29 protein-coding genes, 1 tRNA gene and 1 riboswitch are annotated in these 24,835 nt (G+C 56.2%); of the genes, 10 read left to right on the top strand and 20 right to left on the bottom strand.

The window, feature by feature from the left end:
* The first annotated feature begins 88 nt into the window (after positions 1-88).
* Positions 89-790, top strand: a complete 702-nt coding sequence (locus tag HMPREF2609_RS08260; RefSeq protein WP_004005986.1) for a hypothetical protein — start codon at positions 89-91, stop codon at positions 788-790.
* Between the two features lie 125 nt (positions 791-915).
* Here HMPREF2609_RS08260 and HMPREF2609_RS08255 read toward each other — a convergent pair whose 3' ends face one another.
* On the bottom strand, positions 916-1,566 hold the full coding sequence (locus tag HMPREF2609_RS08255; protein ID WP_070536330.1) for a class I SAM-dependent methyltransferase: 651 nt from the start codon (positions 1,564-1,566) through the stop codon (positions 916-918).
* An 84-nt stretch (positions 1,567-1,650) separates the two neighbouring features.
* The gene (locus tag HMPREF2609_RS08250; RefSeq protein WP_070536328.1) at positions 1,651-2,721 is read right to left on the bottom strand and encodes a TlpA family protein disulfide reductase; all 1,071 of its coding nucleotides are present in this window, start codon (positions 2,719-2,721) and stop codon (positions 1,651-1,653) included.
* Positions 2,722-2,982: 261 nt separating this feature from the next.
* On the opposite strand from HMPREF2609_RS08250, the gene HMPREF2609_RS08245 reads away from it, so the two are divergent.
* A complete protein-coding gene (locus tag HMPREF2609_RS08245; protein ID WP_048778423.1) occupies positions 2,983-3,612 on the top strand; it encodes a DUF4097 family beta strand repeat-containing protein in 630 nt (209 codons plus the stop codon).
* Between the two features lie 142 nt (positions 3,613-3,754).
* On the opposite strand, the gene HMPREF2609_RS08240 is transcribed toward HMPREF2609_RS08245, so the two are convergent.
* The gene (locus HMPREF2609_RS08240; RefSeq protein ID WP_070536326.1) at positions 3,755-4,264 is read right to left on the bottom strand and encodes a chemotaxis protein CheA; all 510 of its coding nucleotides are present in this window, start codon (positions 4,262-4,264) and stop codon (positions 3,755-3,757) included.
* Between the two features lie 298 nt (positions 4,265-4,562).
* Here HMPREF2609_RS08240 and HMPREF2609_RS08235 point away from each other — a divergent pair, with 298 nt between their 5' ends.
* From HMPREF2609_RS08235 to HMPREF2609_RS08225, 3 genes are all read left to right on the top strand, one after another.
* Positions 4,563-5,603 carry a zinc-dependent alcohol dehydrogenase gene (locus tag HMPREF2609_RS08235; protein WP_246825626.1) on the top strand — a complete coding sequence of 347 codons (1,041 nt, stop codon included), beginning with the start codon at positions 4,563-4,565 and terminating at the stop codon, positions 5,601-5,603.
* Positions 5,604-5,718: 115 nt separating this feature from the next.
* The gene (locus tag HMPREF2609_RS08230) at positions 5,719-5,964 is read left to right on the top strand and encodes a type II toxin-antitoxin system RelB family antitoxin (RefSeq protein ID WP_070536324.1); all 246 of its coding nucleotides are present in this window, start codon (positions 5,719-5,721) and stop codon (positions 5,962-5,964) included.
* Positions 5,961-6,230: a type II toxin-antitoxin system RelE family toxin gene (locus HMPREF2609_RS08225; protein ID WP_070536322.1), complete on the top strand. Its 270-nt coding sequence runs from the start codon at positions 5,961-5,963 to the stop codon at positions 6,228-6,230. Before HMPREF2609_RS08230 ends, HMPREF2609_RS08225 begins: the two co-directional genes overlap by 4 nt.
* Before the next feature lie 137 nt (positions 6,231-6,367).
* Here the strand turns inward: HMPREF2609_RS08225 and HMPREF2609_RS08220 are convergent, their stop codons facing one another.
* The 7 genes from HMPREF2609_RS08220 to HMPREF2609_RS08190 all read right to left on the bottom strand — a co-directional run bounded on the left by HMPREF2609_RS08220 (position 6,368) and on the right by HMPREF2609_RS08190 (position 11,376).
* Positions 6,368-6,931, bottom strand: coding sequence for a chemotaxis protein CheA (locus HMPREF2609_RS08220; RefSeq protein ID WP_070536320.1), 564 nt, complete (start codon positions 6,929-6,931; stop codon positions 6,368-6,370).
* A gap of 222 nt (positions 6,932-7,153) precedes the next feature.
* Positions 7,154-8,209, bottom strand: a complete 1,056-nt coding sequence (locus HMPREF2609_RS08215; protein WP_070536318.1) for a ThiF family adenylyltransferase — start codon at positions 8,207-8,209, stop codon at positions 7,154-7,156.
* Complete coding sequence (locus tag HMPREF2609_RS08210) at positions 8,200-8,955, bottom strand: thiazole synthase (protein WP_083296723.1); 756 nt, start codon at positions 8,953-8,955, stop codon at positions 8,200-8,202. The genes HMPREF2609_RS08215 and HMPREF2609_RS08210 overlap by 10 nt, the downstream gene beginning before the upstream one ends.
* Positions 8,956-8,963: 8 nt before the next feature.
* Complete coding sequence (gene thiS / locus HMPREF2609_RS08205) at positions 8,964-9,161, bottom strand: sulfur carrier protein ThiS (protein WP_023133218.1); 198 nt, start codon at positions 9,159-9,161, stop codon at positions 8,964-8,966.
* A 58-nt stretch (positions 9,162-9,219) separates the two neighbouring features.
* Positions 9,220-10,275 carry a glycine oxidase ThiO gene (gene thiO / locus HMPREF2609_RS08200; protein WP_070536312.1) on the bottom strand — a complete coding sequence of 352 codons (1,056 nt, stop codon included), beginning with the start codon at positions 10,273-10,275 and terminating at the stop codon, positions 9,220-9,222.
* 2 nt (positions 10,276-10,277) lie between these two features.
* Positions 10,278-10,892 carry a thiamine phosphate synthase gene (locus tag HMPREF2609_RS08195; RefSeq protein WP_070536310.1) on the bottom strand — a complete coding sequence of 205 codons (615 nt, stop codon included), beginning with the start codon at positions 10,890-10,892 and terminating at the stop codon, positions 10,278-10,280.
* Between the two features lie 413 nt (positions 10,893-11,305).
* Positions 11,306-11,376: transfer RNA gene (locus tag HMPREF2609_RS08190), tRNA-Gly, on the bottom strand.
* Between the two features lie 141 nt (positions 11,377-11,517).
* Between HMPREF2609_RS08190 and dcd the strand changes: the two genes are divergently transcribed.
* Positions 11,518-12,114, top strand: a complete 597-nt coding sequence (gene dcd / locus HMPREF2609_RS08185; protein ID WP_070521221.1) for a dCTP deaminase — start codon at positions 11,518-11,520, stop codon at positions 12,112-12,114.
* A gap of 33 nt (positions 12,115-12,147) precedes the next feature.
* Positions 12,148-13,377, top strand: coding sequence for a hypothetical protein (locus HMPREF2609_RS08180; protein WP_246825625.1), 1,230 nt, complete (start codon positions 12,148-12,150; stop codon positions 13,375-13,377).
* Between the two features lie 85 nt (positions 13,378-13,462).
* Here HMPREF2609_RS08180 and HMPREF2609_RS08175 read toward each other — a convergent pair whose 3' ends face one another.
* Positions 13,463-14,857: an MFS transporter gene (locus HMPREF2609_RS08175; protein WP_070536304.1), complete on the bottom strand. Its 1,395-nt coding sequence runs from the start codon at positions 14,855-14,857 to the stop codon at positions 13,463-13,465.
* Between the two features lie 223 nt (positions 14,858-15,080).
* Positions 15,081-15,314: a DUF4235 domain-containing protein gene (locus HMPREF2609_RS08170; protein ID WP_004006001.1), complete on the bottom strand. Its 234-nt coding sequence runs from the start codon at positions 15,312-15,314 to the stop codon at positions 15,081-15,083.
* Between the two features lie 299 nt (positions 15,315-15,613).
* Positions 15,614-15,716, top strand: a riboswitch (TPP riboswitch).
* 57 nt (positions 15,717-15,773) lie between these two features.
* On the opposite strand from HMPREF2609_RS08170, the gene HMPREF2609_RS08165 reads away from it, so the two are divergent.
* The 3 genes from HMPREF2609_RS08165 to HMPREF2609_RS08155 all read left to right on the top strand — a co-directional run bounded on the left by HMPREF2609_RS08165 (position 15,774) and on the right by HMPREF2609_RS08155 (position 18,926).
* A complete protein-coding gene (locus tag HMPREF2609_RS08165; protein WP_004006002.1) occupies positions 15,774-16,373 on the top strand; it encodes an ECF transporter S component in 600 nt (199 codons plus the stop codon).
* Positions 16,374-16,463: 90 nt separating this feature from the next.
* Positions 16,464-18,122, top strand: coding sequence for an ABC transporter ATP-binding protein (locus tag HMPREF2609_RS08160; RefSeq protein WP_070536378.1), 1,659 nt, complete (start codon positions 16,464-16,466; stop codon positions 18,120-18,122).
* 3 nt (positions 18,123-18,125) lie between these two features.
* On the top strand, positions 18,126-18,926 hold the full coding sequence (locus HMPREF2609_RS08155) for an energy-coupling factor transporter transmembrane component T family protein (protein WP_048751261.1): 801 nt from the start codon (positions 18,126-18,128) through the stop codon (positions 18,924-18,926).
* Positions 18,927-19,018: 92 nt separating this feature from the next.
* Here the strand turns inward: HMPREF2609_RS08155 and HMPREF2609_RS08150 are convergent, their stop codons facing one another.
* The 8 genes from HMPREF2609_RS08150 to HMPREF2609_RS08115 form a co-directional block, all read right to left on the bottom strand.
* A complete protein-coding gene (locus HMPREF2609_RS08150; protein WP_070536298.1) occupies positions 19,019-19,918 on the bottom strand; it encodes an aminotransferase class IV in 900 nt (299 codons plus the stop codon).
* Positions 19,919-19,935: 17 nt separating this feature from the next.
* The gene (locus tag HMPREF2609_RS08145) at positions 19,936-20,361 is read right to left on the bottom strand and encodes a regucalcin (RefSeq protein WP_070536296.1); all 426 of its coding nucleotides are present in this window, start codon (positions 20,359-20,361) and stop codon (positions 19,936-19,938) included.
* Between the two features lie 159 nt (positions 20,362-20,520).
* Positions 20,521-20,724, bottom strand: coding sequence for a hypothetical protein (locus tag HMPREF2609_RS08140; protein WP_070536294.1), 204 nt, complete (start codon positions 20,722-20,724; stop codon positions 20,521-20,523).
* A gap of 164 nt (positions 20,725-20,888) precedes the next feature.
* Positions 20,889-21,536: a nucleoside/nucleotide kinase family protein gene (locus HMPREF2609_RS08135; protein WP_083296721.1), complete on the bottom strand. Its 648-nt coding sequence runs from the start codon at positions 21,534-21,536 to the stop codon at positions 20,889-20,891.
* A gap of 3 nt (positions 21,537-21,539) precedes the next feature.
* On the bottom strand, positions 21,540-22,028 hold the full coding sequence (locus tag HMPREF2609_RS08130; RefSeq protein WP_070450052.1) for a low molecular weight protein-tyrosine-phosphatase: 489 nt from the start codon (positions 22,026-22,028) through the stop codon (positions 21,540-21,542).
* A 155-nt stretch (positions 22,029-22,183) separates the two neighbouring features.
* On the bottom strand, positions 22,184-22,714 hold the full coding sequence (locus tag HMPREF2609_RS08125) for a DUF2247 family protein (RefSeq protein WP_070536292.1): 531 nt from the start codon (positions 22,712-22,714) through the stop codon (positions 22,184-22,186).
* A gap of 135 nt (positions 22,715-22,849) precedes the next feature.
* Positions 22,850-24,277, bottom strand: a complete 1,428-nt coding sequence (locus tag HMPREF2609_RS08120; RefSeq protein ID WP_070536291.1) for a pentapeptide repeat-containing protein — start codon at positions 24,275-24,277, stop codon at positions 22,850-22,852.
* Between the two features lie 48 nt (positions 24,278-24,325).
* Positions 24,326-24,835: pentapeptide repeat-containing protein (locus HMPREF2609_RS08115; RefSeq protein WP_141745275.1), on the bottom strand; the 510-nt coding region annotated here is incomplete at its 5' end.

The raw sequence follows: 24,835 nt of genomic DNA, 5'->3' as shown, positions 1-24,835 counted from the left end.
GAATTATGTACCCGCACGAACCCTCAGGTTTGACACTGCGGGGCGAAAATCTTAGCGTCGGGCAGGTGCGACCGCTAAAGTGGTGTGTATGGCAGAACGCGCACACGAAATTCCCGCCAAATATGGCGATGTTCTAGAACTCTTTCACCCCCGCATGCGGTCCTACGGCAGGCGCATTGAGGCGGCGCTCCCGGGAACTATCACCCTCGTCGCCGCGATCGCATTCTTAGCGTATAAACGCCCCGCCTTGCCGTACCTGGTGCTGGTGCTTATTATCTGTTTTTTCGCGGGTCTAAGCCTGTATTCGGTGCTTAAACCCACGATCGTGGCAATCACCAAAACCCATGTACTCCGCGCCCGAATCTTCGGCTGGCATGCGGTGGAACGTAAAGATATGGATCACACGATCTTCGTGGAAAAGCTCTACGGCAAGAAAGCACATGGGCAAGACCTCAGCAACGTTGTAGCCAAGCTCAAGTACCGCAGCTTCCCGAGCATGTGGGCGCTGGATAAGCAGGGAAAGTCTCTTCTTCGCCTCGACGGTCGCGTGTGGGATGCCAAGACTATGTCTACGGTGGCCTCGAAACTTTCTGACCAGACCACGGTCTATAAAAAAGCGAACGTTCTCGATATTGACCGGCTGCACCACGGTCTGATTACCTTCACCGAACTGCACCCCGGCTGGAAATCCGCCACTATGGCGATTCTCGCAGTACTTATCGTGGCTATATTGGGCGGCGCCGCAATCCTGCCCGAAGACATGGCACGTTCAATCCACCTGATCCCCTAGAGGCTATGATTCCCGCGTTCTGCACGGGGCGGAAAGAGAAAAAATGCGGTGGTGCGCATCCTACACAAAACCAGGATGCGCACCACCGCTTTTACAAGCCATAAAGCGTGCCGCCTGAGCGCCGCCTACCGCGAAAGAACCGCCACAATAAACTCGGAACCCTCGGCAAACGGACGCAAATCCCAGGAACTAAACGTCGAATCAACATTCAGCCCGACATCGCGCGCATCCTCAAGAAACTGCGCAAACGCATAGTCACGACCGGGACCGGAACCGTACCCAATCACGGCACGCCCACCCGGAGCCAGCACCTTCCGGAAATTCTCCAACACCGGCTTACGGGTTGAACGCGCAAGAAAACCCATCACATTCCCGGCACATACGATCAGCTCAAAACCATCCTCACCGGCATCGGACTCGAACCCAAGAGCCTGCGGCAAATCCACCAAATCAGCCGTAACCCAGGTGGCCTCCGGGCATACGCGGCGCGCCTCATCAATAAGCTCAGGGTCAATATCAACGCCGGTCACCCGATGCCCCAGCGCATGCAGCTGCTTACCCACGCGGCCCGGGCCGGAACCAGCATCCAGAATCTTTGCCCCTCGCGAGGCCAAAGCATTCACCAGGCGAGACTCACCCGCCATATCCTTACCCTCAGCCTCCATAGCCTTAAAACGGTCGATATACCATTGCGAATGTGCCGGATCGTTCTCTTTCTTGATGAGCCAGAGCGACTTTTCGCGCTCGCCGGGGGCATTAAAACTCAATGCTGACACCGTATTCTCCTCGGTGGTAGATGAATAGATAGCGTGTGTGCAAACGTAGGGGTATCGTACCGCATATGGGTAAGAACGCGCCTCCTAGGGCATCTGCCCGACGGTATTCTGCTTGCTGTGTTCATCCGAGCTTTCGGTGCCGGTGAATTCTTCAATCAACTGGTCCATAACATCGGATACATCGGATGCGCCCCGCACCGGCCCGCCCGCCAACAGACCATCAGAACCCAGCACTACCGCCAGCGGGGTGCCGCGGCCGAAAGCGTGCATCGCCGCAAATTTTGGGTCAATCAGCGGGGTAATGCTCTCGGGTACAGACGCAGTCTTTGCGTTGCTCTCACTGCTGAAAACAGGATGCAGCTCAAGCTGCGGCAGTTTTTGCGCCCAGCCCGCCAGCTTGTCGAAGATCGACAGGCAGGCGCCGCATGTGGGGGAGACGAAGAACAGCACCCGCGCTTTGAGCTCGGCGAGCTCGCGGATCGAAAAATTCTTGCCATCGAGCGTATGCAGGGTTGCATACGGAATGGGCATGCGCACGTATTCTTCGCCGTCGCCACGATCCTCATAGACGGGAAGCAGAAGATGGTTATCGTCGCTTTCGCCGAAATCTGGCTCAGCCAATGCCTCGCCGCGCTGTACCGCCCACATGGTGAGGGCGATCAGGGCGGCGCCGAGCACCCAGCCCCAATCAGCGGCGTTGAGGTTGTACAGCTCGTAGATAAGCGCTCGGCCTGAACCCAACGATGCGGCAAAAACCGTAGCTGCGGCTACGGTCAAGGCGATATTGCGGATGAGCGTATAGCGGCTCACGGGTGCGGCGGATTTTGAACCGAAACAATTGCACCCCGCGGTGCGGCCGGTAGCAAGTGCCCGCGCAATAACGATCAGGTAGAACAACATGAGCATCAGAGAGATGCCCGATATTACGGTGAAGAGAGCGCCCGGCGCTGCGAGCATCCCTAATGCCAGAAGCAGTTCGGCCCAGGGGAGTGTGCGCGCGGTAAGCTTCAGCGGAGCAATTTTTTCGAGCCCCAGGTTGAGAATACCCGTGACGGTACTGGAAGGGTCCTTAGCCTTGGCGAACCCGCTCACCGCCAGGGTGATGGCGATCAGCGCCGTACAGAGAAGAAAAGATACATTCGGAAAAGCAGACATGATTCCTTGAAAGTTTGAGTGAGTTTGTGTCTACCACAGATTTTACGCCTGGTGAGGGTCTGCACGGCGGATATGGGGGCGCATCCGGCGGCATAAATTTATGGGGAGAGCGGCGCGCTCTATCGTGTTCGGAGTCGGAATAATACCGGGGTAGAATAGCTCATGAAGGTGTTAGGTGACTGGCAGAGTCAGCACCGGATGCCCAGGCTATGCGCCGGGTTGCGCCTTCGTCACCGTGATAAAAAATAGGGAGTTAAGTGTATGCCTATCGCGTTGCCTGAGCCCGTGTCTTTAGCTGTTGAAGCACTCGACCTTGAGGTCGCTATTACCGCAGCAGAAACCCAGGATGCGACTGCAGAGTTACCGCATGAAGAACTTTTTGACGTAAGCACCGAAGATGGTGTGATCCAGATTGTTCAGCGGGAACGCTACTGGAAATCCAAGTTTGCCAAGCGCACCTCGTTTTTATCCTTTGGGGGACCGAAGGTCGTTATCAGCCTTCCACACGATTCTTTTCTTGACGTTTTGCGGGTTCAGACAAACTCAACATGCCGCCTTGAGGGTGTGCGCACCACGCACGCGGATTTGGCGGCGACTACGGGCACTATTCGCTGTTTGAACGCATCGTTTACACATGCGAAGGTGACCGCGAAATCTTCGTCCGTGAAGATGGTAGACAGTACGGTTGCTGAGGATGCGACTCTCACGGTCACGGGCGGCTCGGTGACGACAACCAGGACTTTTACCGAGATGCCGGGGTACCGTATTGAGGATGTTTCGGGCAAGGTGCAGATTTTGGATCAGCCGTGCGAACCGGGCGACTCACACAATGCGAAGGGGCAGCCCAGCGTGTTTATCAACTGCATCGGCGGGTCCGTAACGCTGGCGTAGGCGCTGTACGCTTCTTTGCCGGATCTCTTTCTGGTCGTATAAAAAGGCTCTTTAGTCCACTAAAGCGGGTTTTCACCGTTTTATAGGAATAAAGAGCCTTTTTAGCATCTATCCATATGGCATGATGCTCAGCCGTAGAGCGTTAGCCAACGTACTGGTTGATTTCGTTCTGGAGTCCTTGAATGATCTGAGACGGACCAGGCAGAACACCACCTTCGGAGATTCCGTAGTGCTTGCCTAGCCACCAAATCTGTAAAGAAGCAAAAATAGCTGGGCGACCTGAAGGCCCTTCATCTCGTTTAGCTGGTACCAGCCATTTTGTCATCCAAGATATTGTGGGTGAGCCCTGAGCTTCCTCACGCGGCACCCATTCCCAACCTCCAACAAGTCCGGGACATTTATATGCATATTTAGAAATCTGAGAGCTGATTACCCCATCAACAACGAGATTCGCTTGAGGAAACATGGCATTCATAAACCGCTGCAGCCCAGCTGAGGTTTCTTCGCCCCACCAGCCGTCGGCGGAGATAGCGTTGGCGGAGGTTGCGGTGACCAGGGTGGAGCCGAAGGCGAGTACACCTGCTGCGGGAACACCTATAGCACCTGCCTTGAGCAGCTTGCGGCGGGAAAGATTAGCGCTTTCGAGGGACATGAAAATATCCTTTCATCGGTGATGCAGGTTATTCCTGCATTTTCACTGTAAAAGGATTCATCGACAAATATCAACCCTAAATTTATTCTTCTATAAATTTAAATAAAAACTTTTTAAACTTTTTCTGGATATATTCATGAGTGAAATGTTATTATATACGAATAAAATTTTAAGCATTTTAAAGAGTAGTAAAATATATTTATTTAATGAATGCTGTACGAAAAATAAAATATTATGCCCCAGTGGTGTTATAGTCCTTGAACTCGTCTATTGCGGATAGATAGTCTAAAGAGACCGCATGAGAACGCAGGGAGAGATAACGTTGAAAGCCAGTTTTATCACCGGAATCCGAAGCGTCGAAGCGCGCGAGATTGAAGATGCTCAGACCCAACAACCCGATGAGGCTCTCATTCGAGTTGCCTATGTGGGCATCTGCGGGACCGATCTTGAGCTGTACGACGGCACCTCAAACTATCTGCGGCGCGGTCTGACCGAGTATCCGCACCATTACGGGCATGAGTGGGTGGGCGTGATCGAAACCCCGCCGCAGACTGCCCACGGCACTCAGCTGAAACCCGGTGCCGTAGTCACCGGAAGCACCATGATTCCCTGCCTGACCTGCGATTTCTGCCAGCGTGGGCGGCGTAACCTCTGCACAAACCTGCGCGAAGTCGGTCTCTACGAGCATGGTGGGGCGGCGGCACAAAAGCTTGTAATGCCAGCGCACGTGTTGACCGTTATTGACGACGGCTCGGGTACAGAGCCGCATCCCGAATATATTCTGATCGAGCCTCTCGTGACGGTTCTGGAGGGCTTGGCGAAAGCCACCCCGGAACCCGGTGATAGGGTACTGGTGCTGGGCGGCGGCACGATCGGCACCCTCGCGGCACTGGTGCTGGGGCAGTACCCCGTTGAGGTAGCGGTGGTTGACCCCTCGCAGCCCGTGCATCTTGCCGAGCTTGGGATTACGACCTGTAAGAATACGGATGCACTCCCCGCTGGAGACTGGGATGCCGTGTGGGAGTGCTCCGGTTCTGCTACGGCGATGCAAGCTACGCCGTCTCTGCTGAGGAATGGGGGCGCGGCGGTGCTGATTGGCTTCCCGCCAGCACAGACCGACCTTGACGCCTCAGAGCTTGCCCTGCGGGGGCAGTACCTGGTGGGCGTCCGTCACGGCATCGACCACTATGCGGCTGCCGCGCAGTTCGTGCGGGAGCACCGGGATGAGCTGGGCGCGCTCATCGATCGCAGCTACAGCCTCGACGATGCGCAGGCCGCCTTCGAGCGATTGGAAGAAGGGGAGCGGGAACGCCCCAAGGTTATGCTGAGTATCGACTGATTTTTTAGACAGTGGTCGCTAGCCCGTTTTCGTGGTCTTCTGGGTCTTTTGTTCCTGAGGTACTGTCATCGTGCGTTGGGTTGCATACATGTAAGCGCTCGCATACATTAAAAGTATGAGTGTACACCCCCAAGCCAGGAGGCCTGTAACTTTCAGGCCTAATCCCGGTATTAAGAAACGTTTAGACAACTTGTCCCAGCAGACGAACCGTCCGGTATCTTTCTATATCAACGCCATTTTGGAGGAGCATCTTGACGATCTCGAATATGCATATTTACTAAAAAGCGAGGCAGAAGATATTCGTGCTGGCCGTGCTAAGTCCTATTCCCTGGATAGCGTTAAGAAAGAACTAGGGCTATGAGCACTTGGGCTGTAGAGTTTTCTGCCCGTGCTAGGAAACAGATTAGAAAGCTTGATAGACCTATTGCCCAACGTATTATTATCGAGCTAGAAAAATTGGAGAAATCTGAGCGCCCGCAGGTGCACTGTAAACCACTCACTGGTGACCTATCTGGTTTATGGCGCTATCGTGCGGGAGACTATCGTGTGATTCTTGATTTTGACCGTGGTCAGCTAGTGATTCTAGCATTAGAGATCGCGCATCGCTCGACAGTCTACAGAAAGTAGCTTAGGGTTATCATTTTGTTCTTGTTCTCTGATTACAAAAAGCTCTTTGTGTGATAAGACCACGAAAAAATCTCGCTTTATCACGCAAAGAGCTTTTTTGTTTTAACCTAGCCTAAAAGGCAAGAAGCGCAACAGCGTTAGCCGACGTACTGGTTGATTTCGTTCTGTAGGGCCATGATGGTCTGGGATGGACCGTCGAGGCGACCGTCCTGAGAGACACTGTAGTGTGCTTGTAGGCGTTTGATGATACCGTAGCCGATTTTGGAAGAACCGTTCCAGGCATAACCAGGTTCAAATCCTGCACGTTGTTTAGGGGATACGCCATCCAGCCATGCGTTCATAACGCGGATGGTGGGGGAGCCTGTTGCTTGATTGGATTCTACCCATTCCCAGCCGCCGATGATTCCGGGGCAAGCAGGTGCCATGCTTGAAGGTTGGGAGCTGATGACTCCGTCAGCAACTGTGGGGATTGCAGTTACTTCTCCATCTTCGTCAGACCAGGTTGCGGTCATGATGGTGTTCATGAATTCCTGCAACCCGAGCGAGGTCTCGGACCCCCACCAGCCGTCGGCCGAGATGGCGTTCGCGGAGGTTGCGGTCACGAGGCTGGAGCCGAAGGCAAGTACACCTGCTGCAGGGATGCCCAGCGCACCGGCGCGCAGAAGCTTACGGCGAGAAAGATTGGTGTTTTCGAGTGACATAATGCATCCTTTCGTCTGCACTGCGGATAATTCCTGCATTTCCACCCTAAAATTAATTATCGGAGGATTACAACCATAGTTTTATCCTAATAAAGCATGCATGAAAGATATATATAATTTATTCAATATTGTTATACACTTAAAAGATTCTTGATGGTAAATAAATTAGAATTACTGATTATTTGCTTTGAAAAATATTTTTAGCAAAAGAAAATATAAATACTAAATTCCAACCAGCGTTATATTGTGTTCTTCCGCAACTGCACCCCAATCCTTCATAAACTTCGCTGCGCGGGCCCCGGACTTACAAAACACGCCCACGCGTTCCCCGGCAAGCGGCTTCAACATGGCGCGCACCGCATCCTCGGTAGCCGCAGACAGCGGAAGGTGCAGGGAGTCGGGATACTTCACCTGGGTTTCGCGTTCGCTCTGCTCGCGCACATCCAGCAGAATCTTCGGTAGTTCATAGGCGCTCAAATCCGTCACGGGCGTTCGCTCCGGGTCTGGGGAGAGGGCAAAATTCTGGAAGGTTCCGCTCAACGCCTCATAGGTGAGCAGCCGCCCCTCAAGCGTCGGCAGCCCCGCCAGGAACTTAAGCGTTTCCGTCGCCATGAGCGAGCCAATCACCGCCGTGGTAGCGCCCAGCACCCCGGCCTCGGCGCAGGATTCCAAGGTTTCCGGGGTCGTGGGGAACAGATCGCGCAGATGCGCCGACCCCGTGCGGAAGACGCTCACGCTGCCCTGATACCGCAGCACCGACCCCCACACCAGCGGAATACCGGTTATCTCGGCGGCATCGGCAATCAAATATTTAGTCGCAAACGTATCGGTACAATCGACGATCACCGCAGGGTTCTCCTCGGCGAACAGGTCAAGAATCCAGGATGCCTCCAGGTACCGCCGATACACCGTCACCCTCAGCGCCGGGGCGATCTCGCGGGCACGCTGCGCGGCAACCTCAGCCTTCGCCCGGCCACAATCGGCGAGACCGAACAACGGTTGGCGCTGCAGATTCGACAGCTCAATCACATCGTGATCGACGAGCGCAATCGATCCGACCCCGGCGGCAGCGAGCGCCTGCACCACGGGGCAGCCCAGGCCGCCAGCACCAATAACGAGCACATGCGCATTGGCAACCGCCTGTTGGTCGAAACCGGGCAGACGATCCTGCCGCGATATGCGTTCTGCTTCGAGAGCCTGCGCTTGCTCAGGGTTCTCCGGCGCTAGAATCTGCGGCGCATCAGGCACCGAAGGGCGATCATGTGAGGTCACATCCATGACACCAGACCCTCCGCCGGGGAAGAAGCCTTCGCGTGCTCGCGCTGGGGAATCCTGCCTGCGCTTCGCGCCAGATGGCCTGCCTCAACGGCTGCTTTCATGGCTTGCGCCATCGCCACCGGATCCTGCGCACGGTTGACCGCCGAGGCCAACAGCACACCCGAGCAGCCCAGTTCCATCGCAAACGCGGCATCCGATGCGGTGCCAACCCCCGCATCCAGCAGCACCGGAACCGTGGCGCGGGAGCAAATCAGCTCAATATTGTGCGGGTTCAAAATGCCCAGACCCGTGCCGATGGGTGAGCCGAGCGGCATGACCGCCGCGACGCCCACATCCTCTAGACGTTTGGCGATTACCGGGTCATCAGAGGTGTACGCCATGACCGTGAACCCTTCCGCCACCAGCGTTTCGCAGGCGGTCACGGTCTCGCACACATCCGGCAGCAGGGTGTCTTCGTCGCTAATCACCTCAACCTTAATCCACTGAGTCCTCAGGGCTTCGCGTGCGAGCCGGGCGGTGATAACGGTGTCGCGTGCGGTGCGGCACCCCGCCGTATTGGGCAGAGGCGCAATATTTAGCCTGGTCAGAAGCGGAAAAATGGGGGTGCCTGAGGCGTGCCTGCGCATCGCGACCGTGGTCATCTCGGTTCCGGATGCGACCAGCGCTTTTTCGAGCAGGTCCATGCTGGTGGCGCCCCCGGAACCCATAATGAGCCGGGATGAGAACTCTTTCTCAGCAATAATCATCATGGCCTCTACCCGCCTTGAACTGCGGTCAGCGCATCGACCCTAGCGCCCTCGGGCACTTCGGTACTCGCCCACCGTGAACGCGGCACCACAGCACCATCGAGTGCGACAGCGACTCCCTGATCGGTGCCCGCCTGCTGAAGAATCAGCGCCTCAAGATTCGTGGCCGAAATGTCTAATAATTCGCCGTTATAGGTTATTTTCATGGATTATTCCTCTCGTTTCTGGTGCACAAACTGGTGGTATGGAGTAGCAAATCGCGTATCAGCGCTCAAACCTCTTCGGCGAGCAGGGCGCGAACTCCGGCGGAATATCCCCACCCAAAAACACCTCCGCACCGGCTTTCCCAGCGAGTGCCGCCAGTAAAATTCCGTGCCGAAAATACCCGTTCGAGATCAGCTGCCGCCGCCCGGTCGCCGTTATGCGGTCACCAAAGATTGGCAGATCATCCGGGGTTCCGGGGCGCACCCCCACATTCGACTCGATAAGCTCGCATTCTTCTACCGCAGGAACCACCCGAATCGCATCTTTGAGTAGTTGATACACACCGTCCACACCGGGGCGTGTGCGCGTGTCCTCGCGGCTTGTCGCACCGATGCATACCTCACCGCCAGGCCGTGGAATCACATAAACGGGCCGCCCATTCACGAACCCGCGCACCACGTGCTCCACCAGCGGATGCGGCGCCTGCAGACGCAGAATATCGCCGTAAACCGGCCGCAGCGGATACTGCCCCGCCGCGCCCAAACCGGTGCACACAATATCCCCAAAATCCGGGTCCGTCACGCGCTCACGCACAAACTCGACCCCGCGCGCCCTCAACGCCTTCACGAGAGCCTGTAAAAACAGCCGAGGTGCCACCTGATGATCGCCCTCAATCAACGCCGCACCCGCCAAATCCGGGGTAAGTGCAGGTTCCAGGGCGCGCGCCCGGCTCACGGGAATGGCCTCGGCACTGCGGTTGAGCGAATGGTAATACTCAGAAACATCGCGCAGATGCGCCGCATCCGCACGGTCACCCGCCACCACCAACGTGCCGGTCGTATCGTAGCCGGTGGGCGCATCCGTTACCGCAGCGAGCCTGCGCATGAGCGAAGGGTACGCATTCGCGCTGGCAACCATGAGCGGGAAAAGCGCATCCTGTTGAAACTGCACTTCGGCAATAGGCGCAAGCATCCCACCCGCAAAATAGCTGGCACCCGTACCGCGCTCGCCGGGGGTTGGGTCATAGACGCGCACCCGCTGGCCGCGTTCGGTGAGTTCAAAGGCGGTTACCAGCCCAATAACTCCGCCACCCACAACGGTAATAACTTCTGCCATGATTATGCCTGCAATTCCGGGTTTTCCACGAAGGCGCGTGCCATTGCAACCCCGGCAACCCCTGTTTCGCGGATGCTCGGGCAGTCTTGCGGCCAAATATCGCCGATGGCGACCACTGGAACCTCCGAGAGCTCGGCAAGTTCACGTAGCCCTTCAATACCCAGCGGCGGGCGGTTTGAGGCTTTGGTCGGGGAGGGGCGGAACGGTCCGGCACCAATGTAGTCGATCAGATCCGCAACGGTGTTAGCGCGCTCAACAAGCTCGCGAGTGCCGGTCGTGAGCCCAATAATGGCGTGCTCACCCAGCAGACGGCGGGCATCGGCGACGGGCAGATCGTCTTGACCTATATGTACCCCGTCGATGCGCACCCCGCGAGCGCGCAGGGCGAGGGCAACATCCGCCCGGTCGTCGATGAGTATCTTCTGGTGGGGGAGTGCGATGCGCGCGATCTCTTCGGCAAGGGCATACAGGTCGCGGGCGCTGATGGGCTTGGAACGCACCTGTATGCAGGTGGCATGCCGTGCCCGCCGCACTGTTTCGACGGGGTTTTCGCCGGTGACCAGATACAGCGAAAGGTCTATAGGTGTGGCAGTTTCAGCGGTGTTACTGGTTGTCATGGGACCACGATTCGACTGTGAAAGTAGTACTTCCTGCGTGCTCACGCGGGTGTTGCGGTGATTTTGCGACGATGCGGCACACGCAGATGTTTCCCACTCAGGCTAGCACACAACCTTTATCGTGGTTCTTGGCGGCGTTTTTATTGCTTTGACATGCTGCCTGAATCCGCGAGCAGGTAGTTTTTGACCGAAAAGGTAGGAAAATACTACCTGCTCGGGTCAAAAACTACCTGTTCGCGGGGCTAGCTGAAGAAAATAAAAAAGCCCTGGTGAATATCAGAGCATTTGAGAGCGGCTGACGGGCTGGAGGGTGCGGATTCCGAGCGAGCGAGGTACCAAATCCGCGCCTGGAAGCGATTCACGTCTAAGATTGGGCACACGAAAACCCCTAACAGAAGCTAGGGGTTTATGAGAGCGGCTGACGGGAATCGAACCCGCGTATCAGGCTTGGGAAGCGTGCGCTCTACCATTGAGCTACAGCCGCGCATCCGTGAACGGACTTAACCTAGTGTAGCGTGTGCTGCCCCGGTTCGCACACTTTGCCGTAGATTTTTATTTTTGATTTGTCGGCTGTTCTTTTTGAGCAATGGTGAAGTATGGAGTCTGGAGTCGGTATCCTTAGAGTGTGCTTATTTCAGACCGCGATATTCGACGAGAAATTGCTGACGGCCGTATCGTACTTGAGCCGTTTGACGATTCGATGATTCAGCCGGCGAGCGTCGATGTGCGCATCGACCGCTTTTTCCGTCTGTTTGACAACCATAAGTACCCGCATATTGACCCGTCGCAGGAGCAGGAAGAACTGACTCGTCTGGTGGAAGTTGCCCCCGACGAGCCTTTTATTCTGCATCCGGGCGAGTTTGTGCTCGGTTCCACCTATGAACAGGTGACCCTGCCTGCGGATGTGGCGGCTCGCCTGGAAGGTAAGTCTTCACTCGGGCGTTTGGGGCTTTTGACCCATTCAACCGCAGGGTTCATTGACCCCGGATTTTCAGGGCACGTGACCCTGGAACTGTCTAATATGGCGACCCTGCCGGTTATGCTGTGGCCCGGGTCTAAGGTCGGTCAGCTGTGTTTCTTCCGGCTCACCAGCGAGGCTGAACATCCGTATGGTTCCGGCGCATACGGAAACCGCTACCAGGGGCAGCGCGGACCGACCGCATCGCGCAGCTACCTGAACTTTCACCGTACAGAGATCCCCGTTGAGAAATCTGGCGACTAGTCGCCGTCCGCATGATTTTTTCAAGGAGATACCTTGTCGTTCAAGACAATGGCTTTAAGCCCTGCCGGTGCCGATCTGAAGGTTATTTTTGGTCCCGGTGTTCCCGATGCGCTGCGCGAGCAGATCGTACAGACCTGGGGGAGTCTATCCCCGCGCCTCTTCGATAGTGTGCATGATGCCCTTGAGGCTACCCAGTCTGTGGCGCACGCGATTGTGCTCATGGATGGGAGCGTGAATCTGTTTGATGAGCATCCCGACCTGGTGAACCCGTTCGGGATTCTGCAGATTCTTAATATTCAGAACGAGAAGCAGGCGTTGGAGACTCTGACGTCTAATCTGACGGTTGCTATGATTCAGCAGTTGGCGGGTAAGCGCACCATGCTGCATGCCGCCGCCATTGGCGACCCCGCTACGAAGCGCGCGCTGGTGCTGGTGGGTGCTTCGGGGCGGGGGAAGACGACTGCCGCGCAGTATCTGGGGAAGAAGTTCACCTATCTGACGGACGAAACCACGATCGTGGGTGCCGACCGCGAGATTTACCCCTACCCAAAGCCGCTGTCGCTGGTTGTTTCTGATGACGAGCCGAAGGAACAGCGCAACCCTGTGGAGCTGGGTCTGAACGCGGCGGACTGTGAGGATACGAGCTATACAGCCGCTCGCGTCGTCATCGTGGGGCGCACTGATGAGCCCACGAAACCCTATCTTGAGCGTGTGAGCCTGGGGGATGCGCTCATGTCGATTGCCGAGCAGACCTCCGGCGTGGCGCTCAACCCTGAGGGTGTGCTCTCGATTATTCGCCTGTTTGAGCAGTGCGGCGGCGTATGGCGGCTGGTGTATTCCGAGGTTGAGGATATTGAGCCGCTCGTGCGTGAACTTCTCGCCGAGGATGCTGTGCTCCCGAACTCCGAGAGAGCGGACGAATACGAGACCTTTGAGGCGCCCGACCGCTTGCCGAACGTATACCCCAACGGCACGCAGGTTCTTCAGCGCATGTTCGGTACCGTCGGGTACCTGGTGGATGGAGAAAAATTCCTGCTGCATCACGGAGATTCACTGGATGAGCTTTCCGCATTCGCGGCGGAGTGTTGGATTAACGCCGCTCACGAGCTGACGGTGCGGGAGCACTACGAAGTCATGCGTGAGTTGTTTGAGGGGCTGCCCGAGGATGCGCATCGCCAGGTTGTTGAGCAGCTGTCTGAAAGCGGCATACTCACGATGCGCACCGTAGACGACCCGCTGTATACCGAAGAAGACTCGAACTAAAAACCCAATAAATACGCGAGCAGATAGCAATCCGCTATCTGCTCGCGGGGTAAGACTCGTAGGTCAAGGGGGGGCGAGTAAAGAACTACCGCTGCGCCGCCTTGGCCGCTTTCTTTTCGGCGCGGCGTGCCTTACGCAGGTGAAGCGCCTGTGGCGATTCTAACGGCAGAGTCATGAGCAGACCCGCCAACACCACGATCATAATGCCGACAATACCCCACACCTGGGCGTTGAAAATCGTGACAAACAGCCCGAACAGCATGGGTGCCAAGAAGCTGGTTGCACGCCCGGTTGTCGAATACAGCCCGAAGAGCTCACCTTCCGTACCGGGATCGGCGATGCGCGCCAAGAAGGTACGCGACGAGGACTGCGCGGGCCCCACGAAGAGGGCGAGAATGAGTGCGCAAATCCAGAAGGTCATGGGGTAGGGGAATAAGAGTAGGGGTACGGCTGCGATCAGGATGGCCACCAGCGAGAAAATAATAATCTTTTTGGGCCCCAGATAGTCATCTAGGTACCCGCCCAGCACCGCGCCTACGGCGGCAACACCGTTGGCGGCAACACCGAAAATAATGACATCCGAGGTGCTGAACCCGAAGGAACCAGCCGCCAGCACGCCGCCGAAGGTGAAGATACCGGCTAAACCATCGCGGAAGATAGCGCTGGCACACAGGAAATAAAGGGTTTGCGGTGCCGTGGTGCGCAGCCGCATAATGGTGCGCCACAGCTCCTTGTAGGCTGCAAAAAGACCGCCTTGGCGTGCCGGAGAAAGCCTGGCTAGGCCGCGTTCTAAGAACCTGAGTTCACCTGTGGGAAGGACCTCCGGAAGCACCCGTTCGCGGCGGCGCATCCGAATTAGCAAAGGCGTGCAGAAGATCAGGCACCACAGGGCGGAGAACAGTGCCACTGCGCGAATATTGAAGGCGTTGTCGGTGCTCAGGTGCAGCCCGTTAGGCTCAAGTACGAAGCCCCACAACACGATAATTAGGGCCACTAGGCCGCCCACATACCCCGCCGACCAACCGATCCCCGAGATTTTACCGATATTATTCGGGGTTGAAATGCGTGGAAGTATAGCGTTGTAATTCACGACCGCAAATTCGCTGAATACGCTCGCCGCAGATACGAGAATCACGCCCAGCCACAGATGCGCTTCATCGGGAAATACGAAAAAACACAGTCCAGAGAACGCCACCAGAGAAAGCGTATTAACACCTAACCAGAAAATACCTTTACCGGATTTATCGGCGCGCTGGCCCGAAACCGGAGCGAAAAAGGCAATACAGAACCCGGCAATGGTCAATCCCAGTGACAGTGCCGCCGATGCATCCTCGGTTGAGCCGAAGTAAGAGCTGGTGAGGTAGACCGTAAAAATGAAGGTCATCATGATGGTGTCGAAGCTCGACGAGCCGACATCCCACAGCACCCAAGATGCAACCGAACGGCGACTGGTACTGTGGTCGGGAACGCGTCTAGTCATAACGGATGTGTTCACTTTCGTGTAAGACGCAGCTAGGCGCCCTCAATCTGGTGCTGGTCTTGTAGCTTACCCGGCGACACTGCCGTAGGCATCGCCTCCCAGCGTGCCGAGCGCCGTGTTCTTTTCTGAGCAGGAACATGATCAGCACATCGGAAAGGATGCGCACACCGCTGCAGCGTGAAGGCTGCGGGGGCGGCGCATCCACCCAAAATACACCGTGAAATTATGAGAAGAAACGGCGCTGTGCGCGGGCAATACCGACGCTTACCAGAGCACCCACCACGGAGGTGATGACGGTCCACACAATAACATTGCGCAGGGTATCTTCGGACTCGGGACCGATGGTAGGAGGTTCGTTACCGGTCACACGCTTCCACGCTGCGCCAAGACCTTTGCTTGTCAGGGCGGCGGCGGCCATATTGGCACCAGTGATAGCAATCTTTGCTACGGGGTTCATATCTTCTCCTCAAAAATCAGAAGTGACTATCCCTAGCCTATCGGCTTTACGGCTCAGATGCAGAGAACATGACCTGTTTTAACGCGCGCATACACGAAAAATCGGGGTAAAAACTCTAGAACGTGAGAAAAAGCACAGTATTGCGGGTCTGAAAGGCGTATACCAGCGGCAAATCAAGGAATCATATTACCGACCTGCCACACGTTCTTGTCATAAACCGATTCAAAAACTCAACGAACTCACAGAAAACGACTCATACAGCATAGAATGTAAACGTTTATAGGCTTCGAACTCTCGAAGCAACACGACAGGGGAGCGCCGCAGACGGGCGCTGAGAGTGCAACGCAGACCCTCGAACCTGATCCGGTTAGTACCGGCGTAGGGAGTCGAAATATGTTTTCTCAACACCCCACCCGCAACGGGTGTGAATGTTCCCCTTCCAATCATTGGGAGGAAAATATGTCTCAAAAATCTCGCCTCAGCTGGCGGGTCAATGAAATCGTCATCGTCTCTGTGGTCGCCGCCGCCTGCGCGGTAATCTTCTGGATCTGGGATATTGCCGTAGACCCCGCCACTAAAACGCTCTTCGCGGCGGTTCCCGAATACCGACCCATCGTCGCCGGTATGTGGCTGCTCGCCGGTGTGCTCGGCGGGTACCTTATCCGCAAGCCCGGCGCTGCACTCTACTGCGAAATCGTCGCCGCCGTCATCTCCGTATTCCTCACCGGAGGCGCCTGGAGCCAATCAATCCTCATCGCCGGATTCTTCCAGGGAATTGGCGCCGAGATCGCCTTCGCCGTGTTCGGATACCGCGTCTGGAACCTCAGCACAGCAGCCTTCGCGGGCGCACTGAGCGGGCTCTTCATGGGCGTCAACGAAATCATCATCTACTACCCAGACATGGAAATCTTCAAAGCCGTCATCTACGTGGTATGCGCGGTCGTCTCAGGAATTGTGCTCGCTGGGGTACTCTCCTGGGGACTCACGAAAGCACTCGCTAAAACCGGGGTACTTGCCTCGCTTGCCTCCGGCGTGCAGGCACGTACCGCACGCGGATAATAGGCAGGCAGGCGTATGTCACAGCCTATCTCAACGCTCAAACCCTCAAACACGGAACATCCTGAACCATCCGCAACCCAGGGTGCAACCATGACCGAACCCCACAGTACCGCCCCCGATGCGCGTGCCCGCGGTGCCGCAATCGACCTTCACAACTTCGGTTGGCACCACCCCGGGCGCGAAAAACCCGCGTTCTCGAACGTGAACCTGCGCATCGAACCCGGGCAGAAAGTACTGCTGCTGGGGCCCTCCGGCGCAGGAAAATCAACGCTCCTGCACGCTATCGCCGGGGTGCTGCACGATCACGACGGGCAAAGCCAAAGCGGTAGCGCGCGCATCGACGGCGTAGACCCCGAAGACGCACGCGGACTCATCGGGCTCATGCAGCAAGACCCAGAATCATCGGTCGTGCTCGCCCGCGTGGGCGATGACGTAGCCTTCGGCCCCGAAAATCTTGCGGTCGCACGCGAAGAAATCTGGGCGCGCGTTGACGATGCGCTCGCCGCCGTCGGACTCGACTACCTGCCGCATGAGCATCCCACGAATGCGCTTTCGGGCGGGCAGAAACAACGCCTGGGGCTCGCCGGAATCCTGGCGATGCACCTGCGCGCCATTCTGCTTGACGAACCCACCGCGAACCTCGACCCCGAAGGCGTTCAGCAGGTGCGCGATGCCGTGGTGCAGGCGGTCACGGCAACCGGTGCCACCCTGATCGTCGTCGAACACCGGGTGGGCGTGTGGGCGCAGCATATGGACCGCGTCATCGTGCTCGGTGCCGATGGAGGCATCACCCACGACGGCGCGCCCGAAACTGTGCTCGCCGAAGCCCGCGAAACCCTCATCGCCAACGGCGTGTGGGTGCCTGGGTATGTTCCCGAACCCGCCGCCGCGGCGGCACCGAGCGGGCGCATACTCCTAAGCGCCGAAAACCTTGCGATTACGCGGGAATTCCCGAGCAAAAAACAGTTACGGGCACGCCGACGACAGCTCAAAACCATGCCGGAACCCGCATCCGTGCCCCTGGATATTCCTACCCTGCGCGGGGGCATTAACCTGAGCATTCGAGAAGGCGAGCACCTGAGCATTCTCGGCCCCAACGGCGCCGGAAAATCAACCCTCGCACTCACTCTCGCCGGGCTCCTCTACGCCCCCAACGGAACCCTGCACGCGCACGAAGTACTGCGCGAGTTCGACCAAAACCCAATGGCAGAAAGCTCCCTCACCCGCGAGAAAACAGCCGCCAGCTGGGATATTCCCTCCTGGACTCCCGCCCAACTGCTCGGGCGCATCGGCTACGTTTTCCAAGAACCCGAATACCAATTCGTGCGCGGCAGCGTGCGCGAAGAACTCGAACTCGGGCCGCGCCGCCTCGCCGCCCTGCGCCGCGAAAAAATTGATGATGATGCGCTCGCCGCCGCCACCGCATCCCTCGCCGAACGCTTGCGTTTAGACGGACTCTTAGATGCCAACCCGTTCACGCTTTCGGGCGGGCAAAAACGCCGGCTGTCGGTTGCCTCTGCTTTGGCGACGGCGCCGCGCGTGCTGATTCTTGACGAACCGACCTTCGGTCAGGATGCGAGCACCTGGGGCGAACTGGTGCGCTTGATTCGCGGGCTTCTTACTGAGGGGGTTGCGGTGATCTCGGTGACTCACGATCTCGAATTTACGGCGGCTTTGGGCGGGCGGAGCATAACGCTTGAAAGCCTGCCGCATGAGCCCGCAGACCGGAGTCTTCAGGAAGGGAAGTAGCGCATGAATACCGATTTTTTCGGGCCGAGTGCCGAGCGTAACAGCTGGTTTGGCGGGCTTAACGCGGGCGTCAAATTAGTGGTTGCGGGCGTGCTAGTTCTTGCGGCAATCCTCATTCAAGACCCGGTAACCGCGGCTATCATTTTTGGGCTGGAGCTGCTGGGGTTTATTGCGGTCGGGTTTCGGCCGGTAAACCTGCTGGCGCGCAGCTGGCCTATCCTGATCGCGGTGCTGACCACTGGCTGGAGCGTGGCGATTCTGGTCAATAAAACCGGTGCCGTACTACTCGATTTTGGGCTGAACACCATCACGGAAGGGTCGCTCGCGGCGGCGTTTTCGATGATGATTCGTTCCCTGGCGATGATTCTGCCGACCTTCGCGTTTGTGCTCTCAACAGACCCAACCGACCTGGGTGATTCGCTTGCCCAAACTTTCCGCCTGCCCGCCCGTTTCGTGCTTGCCGCGTTGGCGGCGTTACGCCTTGTCGGCATCCTATTTGGGGAGTGGAATACGCTGGGGCAGGCACGGCGTGCACGCGGACTGGGCGCGGGTCAGGGCCCGCTCGGGCGCATCAAAACCGGTGCCGGGCAGGCCTTCGCGCTCATGGTACAGGCAATTCGCCGCGGTTCGCGCCTTGCGGTCACGATGGAGGCGCGCGGTTTCGGCACCGGCAAACGCTCCTGGGCACGCGTGCCGGCCTATTCCCGGCGTGATGCGTATGTTGCGGTTGCCGCCGCCGTGATCGTGGCGTGCGCCTACGGAGTTTCGTTGGGGCTGGGAACTCTGCGCTTCTTGTGGCAGTAGCCGCATCGAAGTTGCCGCTAGGTACTCCGGGCCTGAAAAACCGGGGTAAAGGCGCGGCGCAAGTATCAGCCTTGCGCCGCTAACCCTGCACTTTAGCCCTGTGCCAGGTATTCCAAGAACCGGTGCGTGAGCTGCGCATCATGCGCTAATGCCGTACCGTTCAAATGCGTGACCGGGGCGAGCAGACGCACCGAGGAGGCGAGCCACACCCCATCTGACTCGAAAAGATCCTGCGGGTACAGCGGGCCGTAGCCTAGTTCCCAGCCGTCGCGCCGCGCCGCCTCAAAAATAGCGCCCTGCGTGGTACCGGGCAGGATTCCGTGGTTCGGTTCGGGGGTGTACATCGTCTTTACACCGTTTTCGACACGCGCCATCAGCACCGACGAAGTTGCCCCCTCCAGAATACGGCGGTTGTCGGTCATAAAAATCGCGTCATCAGCGCCCCGGCTGTGCACATACCGCAAAACCGCCATATTGACCGCATACGATAGTGTTTTCGCGCCTGCTAGCAGCCACGGGTATGCGGTATTATCGGCGGGGTCGTGCCCGCGTGGCAGCAGCATGGCCTTCACGCCGTTCTGCCGCTGGTTCACGGTAGTTTCGGGCACCGGGGACGCGATCAGCAGGGTGTACGGCCCGGCGGGCATTCCCGCAGAGGCACTTGGCAGCCCGCGCGAGATAATGATTTTGACAATATGCTCTTCGCCGATTTCCGTGTGGGCGCCGGGCACTGCCTGGGCGAGGAGGTTCGTTAGTGCATCCCGAAGCTGGTGCAGGTCGGGTTCGGGCAGGTCGAGCATACGCGCCGAAGATTCGAGTCGGGTGAGGTGCATATCAAGTTTTCGCACACGCCGATCAACGGCGAGCATGGTCTCAAAAACGCCATCGCCACGGGTAAATCCTTGGTCTTCCACGCCGATAAGCGGTTGGGTGGGGTCTACGGCAACGCCTTGCGGGTTCTCTGAATTTAGGAGCATCACGGAACTAGTCATGTTTCCAGTGTAGTGGCTCACGTGCCCTCACCGCAGTGCACGCCGAGCGGGCCCAGCTCCCAGGTGGCGTTTTCGGCGATAAAGTATATGTCTGCTTCGGCGATGTCCTCGAAGGTTTCGGGGTTGTCGTTGTCCCCCTCGATGTCGAGCCCGATTTTGCCGTCCCGTTCGAGAACATGAACTCCGCTGCATATGCTGATGAACGGGCCTTGCACCCGGTAGTCCGAAATATCTTCCAGGGTTACGGTGACGTACCGCCAGACGTCGTCGGTAGCGGCCTTCTCCCAGCCGCCGTCTACATGGTTCCGGTCCACCGCGCAGAATCGCAGACGAACAGCTGTTCCCTTTGCATAGGTTATGGTGATCGAATCCAGCCAGCAGTCGTAGAAGTGGTTGAACCGTTTGATGATCTCTGCACTTGTGAGGTTTTCGTTAGTGCTCACGGTCAGCCTCCTTAAAATCTTAGGATTTATCAGAATACCAGCAGCTAGGGTGATTACGAGAAGAAGCGGGTTTCTGCTCGAAAATGATGATATTTTTCATCTTTTCGGCAAAAACCCGCTTCTTGGGTATCAACGTATTAACATGCTCGATGCGAAGCGTTAGCGCCTACCTTCACCGCCGTCTGCCGCATAGTCGGCGTCCTTACGCGGGGTTGTGAAGAGCACGAGTGCTGTCATCAGTGCGAAGCCCAGAATTGAGAACGCCATCGGCATATAGGAACCCTCGCCGCCCAGCGAAACCAAGGGTGCGGCAAGTCCGCCCAGAAGCGCCTGAACTGTGCCCATGACGGCGGATGCGCGCATCCGGCGTAAGTGGCGTGGGTGCTAAACTTTTTTGCCGCCGCTGGGCACATAAAAAGCCTTGTTCGTGAATAAAGCTGGATTTCTAACTCTTTATTCACGTTTCAAGGCTCTTTATCTCAGGGGAGGGTAAACACGGGTACAGCAAACGGCAGGGTAGAGGGCTACTACGCCGTGCGGTAGATGATGTCCGCCTGCGCATACGTGGCGGAGTATGCAGCGAGGAGGGCTTCTTCCTGCGCCGCCCAGCGTTCCCAGTGCGGGCGGTACATATCGCCGTCGCGGTTTATAGCCCGCCTGTACCGCAGCTCGTCGGGCGCCCTCACCACGATGCGCACATCGCAGGTACCGGCGATTGCCCCCACACCCTCACAGATAATCACGGTTTCCTGAGCGGGGTCGATCGTGTGTTCGGTGCCGGGCGCATCCGCGTGCCAGTCCCATTCCCGGTAGCTGGCGGGCTTGCCGCTGCGCAGGTTCCGCGAGATTTTCTGCCACGCTTTTGTGCCTTCCTCAAGCCCGTCCCAGCCGGGGTAGATAGAGTCTAGGTGGAGCACGCGCACACCGATTCCTTCGGCAGATAAGGACTGCTCTAGGAGCTCAGAGAGCCTTGTTTTGCCACTTCCGCTGCGCCCGTCGATACCGATGATAAGCGGTAATGCGGCGTCGCTGAGGGCGTTGGTATCGAGTGGTATCCCGTCTTCGTCGGTAGGCGGCAGGGCGAGTCCGCGGTATGTTTTCAGGCAGAATTCCAAGATTTCTTCAACGTTGTTGGTTTCGTAGCCGTTGCCGAAACCTGTGCTCCACACACCCATGCGTTAGTCCTGCGGGGTTGCGCTCAGCTCGGCGATCAGCGCCCGCGCCGCGGTGTCGATAAGCTCGGTCGTGTACTCGAAGTCGCGCATCTGCCCGTACCAGGGGTCGTAGATGCCCAGCTCGTCCAGGTTTTTGCCCGCCATTGCGGGGTCGAAGGAGCGCATCATACGGATTTTGGCTTTGTCGTCTTCGGTGCGCGCAAGCTGTTTCAGGTGCAGGTAGTGCGGGGTGTCCATCGCCAGAATCAGGTCGTAGCGGTCGAAGTCTTCGGCAACGAATCTGGATGCGCGGTGCCCACTGGGGTCGATGCCGCGCGCGGTGAGTATGCGCCCGGCGCGGGTGTCGATGGGGTTGCCGATCTCGTAGTCCGTGATGGCGGAGGACGCAACCTCAACCTCAAGCCCCGCCTGGCGCGCGTGCTCACGAATCAGGTACTCGCCCACGGGGGAGCGGCAAATATTTCCGGTGCAGACAGTCATGATGCGGTACATGGTTTTAAGTGTATGCCAGCGGAACAGGAAAGGCAGCGGTATTAGGGCTGCCTGCCGAAGCGTCGTTTCTATTCAGAAGAGTTTTTTGCATTCAGAAGAGCTTATCGCTTCTGAATGCAAAAAACTCTTCTAGATAGGCAGGCAAGTTTTGGCTGTTACACCTCAAAACGGGTTTTAGCCTCGCGCAAGTACGCCTCCCACAGAGCATAGAGTCTGTCGATGTTCTCTTGGCGAGTGTATGTTGAAGGGTCATAGTCGGTCGGGGGCATGTATCGCACGAATGGGGTCACATCCTCGGGGTAGCCAAAATCGGTGTGAAGAATTTCTACCTCGCCCAGCGGGTCGTCAAAGTTCTTGCGGTGCTCATACACATGTTTGAGTAGCAGATACAGCCAGAGCGTGTGGCGGGGGTCGGGGCTTCCGGGGTCGGGGTTGGTGAGTTCAGGGGAGTCTTCGTGCCGCGCGAGTTCGGCCAGAATCCCATCAATCCGGTAGGTGTGTTCGGGTTTGCACTGGTAGAGCTCGTATTCTAGGTCGCTGGAGTCTTCCTTCAGCCGGTCGGAGGCATACCGCAGAATATCCGCGCGGCTAATGTACCCCTGCGCGAGTCCCCAGCGTAGCCCCTGCCAGGTGAAGGCACTCTTTCTGATGCCTTCATAGCCTATGTAGTACGTGCCCAGCATCATAGCGTTCACCTCCTATCTTTGTAGTCCCACGAATAACGCAACTTAGGGGCGTATTGCGTACTCCTTGGGAACAGATGATACGACTTAATCTGCATTATTCAAGGTAGTCCTAGCCTGTCGGCAAGGTCTTCCTGGTCAGGAGGGTTCTTCAGGGGCAAAGATGATGCACCCTTTCGGAATGGTGGTGATAGTTCCGTTAGGGCTACGATGTTTCTCGGTCTCTATGAATGAACTGTCTTCAGAAACTCTAAAGTCATTTTTTGAACCTTGCACAAATCGTGTAGAGGGTAGCTCATTTGAAGGATGACCCTCAAACCTAGGTGCTTGTATAAAATGTGCCTCAGTAAAGGATGCTCCTCCAGGAAGAAAAATATTTTTATCGAATGTCGCTCCAATAAAATTGGCTTTCTTAGTGAAAGTTGATTTAGTAAAGTCGGCTTTGCTAATAAATGTTGCATACTTAAATATTGCGTCTTTTTTGAATATCGTCTGGGTAAAAGATACGTTTCTGTAAGCAACATTTGTCATAAATATAGAAAATTTAAAGTTAGCGTCTTCAATAAATCTTGCTTTACAGAAGTTCGCTCCACTTGTAAATTTTGATTCTGTAAATTCTGCGCTTTTACTAAATACCGCATCAGTAAAATTAGCTTCATTAGTAAACCTTACTCCACTGAGATCAATATCGTAGAAAAACGTAGCATTTACAAAATTATAATCGAAATTTGACCAAGGTCCTGAATCATTTTCTAAGCTGTGGAGGCGATTACGTAATCGATCTCGCATTTCTTGCATGATTCCCAGGCGTATATCTTGTTCTTCACGAAATCGTCCTTGTTCTTCACTGAACTGTTCTGTGCCGCCTTCGTAATTTTCTGGAGCCTGGTGTTCTTTGGAGAGTTCTTTGTGTTTAGAGGCCAAATCAAAGGGGGAACGGATATAAGCACACAGGTTGTTGATAATGACCTGTCCTTCTTTGCGGCGTTCCTCAATACTGGGTATGGTCTTTTCATCTGCTAGCCATTCATCCACCAGTCCTACGAGAGTGTAGACGCCGCCAAGGCGGATAGAGGCTTTATCGCTGGATAGTTGCTCAATTGCTGTAGTGTACCGACTACGCCGTTCAGCGTGTACCTGTCGTATATGATCCTGTTCATTTTTGGCTTTATCTGCCTCGATTTTTTCGCGTTCCTTTGCGATGGTTTCGGTAAATTGTCGAGCTTGTTCGTTGAGTGTCTTTGCCTGGTGACTTTGTGATGCCTGATAGTTCTGAATATCGGCGTCTGCTTTTATTCTGTCTGTTGTGTTTTTGCGATGTGTTTCTATGAGTCCCAGAACAGCGATTATGCCACCAGTGACGTAGAGGATATGGAGGCGGAGCATCGAGTCAATGTCACCAATCCAGCCGCACAGGTGGAGTAGCAAAGGGCCAAAAGCTAGAATGCAACCGCCAGTTGTCAGTCCGATTAACAATCCCACGAAGTGTTTACTAACAAAGTTTTCGGTTTTACCAACAGAGGCAGTGACGTTGGCTTCTTCATGACCTCTTGATGTTTTAGTCATTTTGATGTGTTCCTAAGGATCATTAATTTTTGTTGTTGCAAGGAGAATTTAATCTGTCATTTTAGCGAATATATAATTTACCCGGTAGCCGTCATCTTCATATTTCTGCTCAGATGGATCATCTGGATCGAAAAGTATTGCATCTTTAGGAATTCTAAGCGTTACCCCATTGAGTTCTTGCTCTTCAGTTTCAACTTTATAAGGGCTATTAGGCGAAACTTCGAAGTTATAGCTTTTTGGATCAGCTTTATGAGAAAACCTCGCTCTATAAGTTTTACTACCTAGTGCGTATTCAAATATTGGTTTTTCTTTGAAGGTCGCCTCGGAGAAGTCAGCACCCCTGGTGAATCTCGCCCCAAAGAAGTTAGCACCCTCGGTGAAGGTCGCCTCGGAGAAGTTAGCACCCCCGGTGAATCTCGCCCCAAAGAAGTGATTCCGAGGGAAGCTCGCCTTGGAGAAGTCAGTGTCATCGGCGAATTTCGCCCCAAAGAAGTTAGCAAACTCGGTGAAGGTCGCCTCGGAGAAGTCAGCACCCTCGGTGAAGGTCGCCTCGGAGAA

The sequence above is a fragment of the Rothia sp. HMSC058E10 genome (assembly GCF_001809415.1).
Taxonomy (GTDB): Bacteria; Actinomycetota; Actinomycetes; order Actinomycetales; family Micrococcaceae; genus Rothia; species Rothia dentocariosa.
This window is presented reverse-complemented; position numbering and strand designations above follow the sequence as displayed.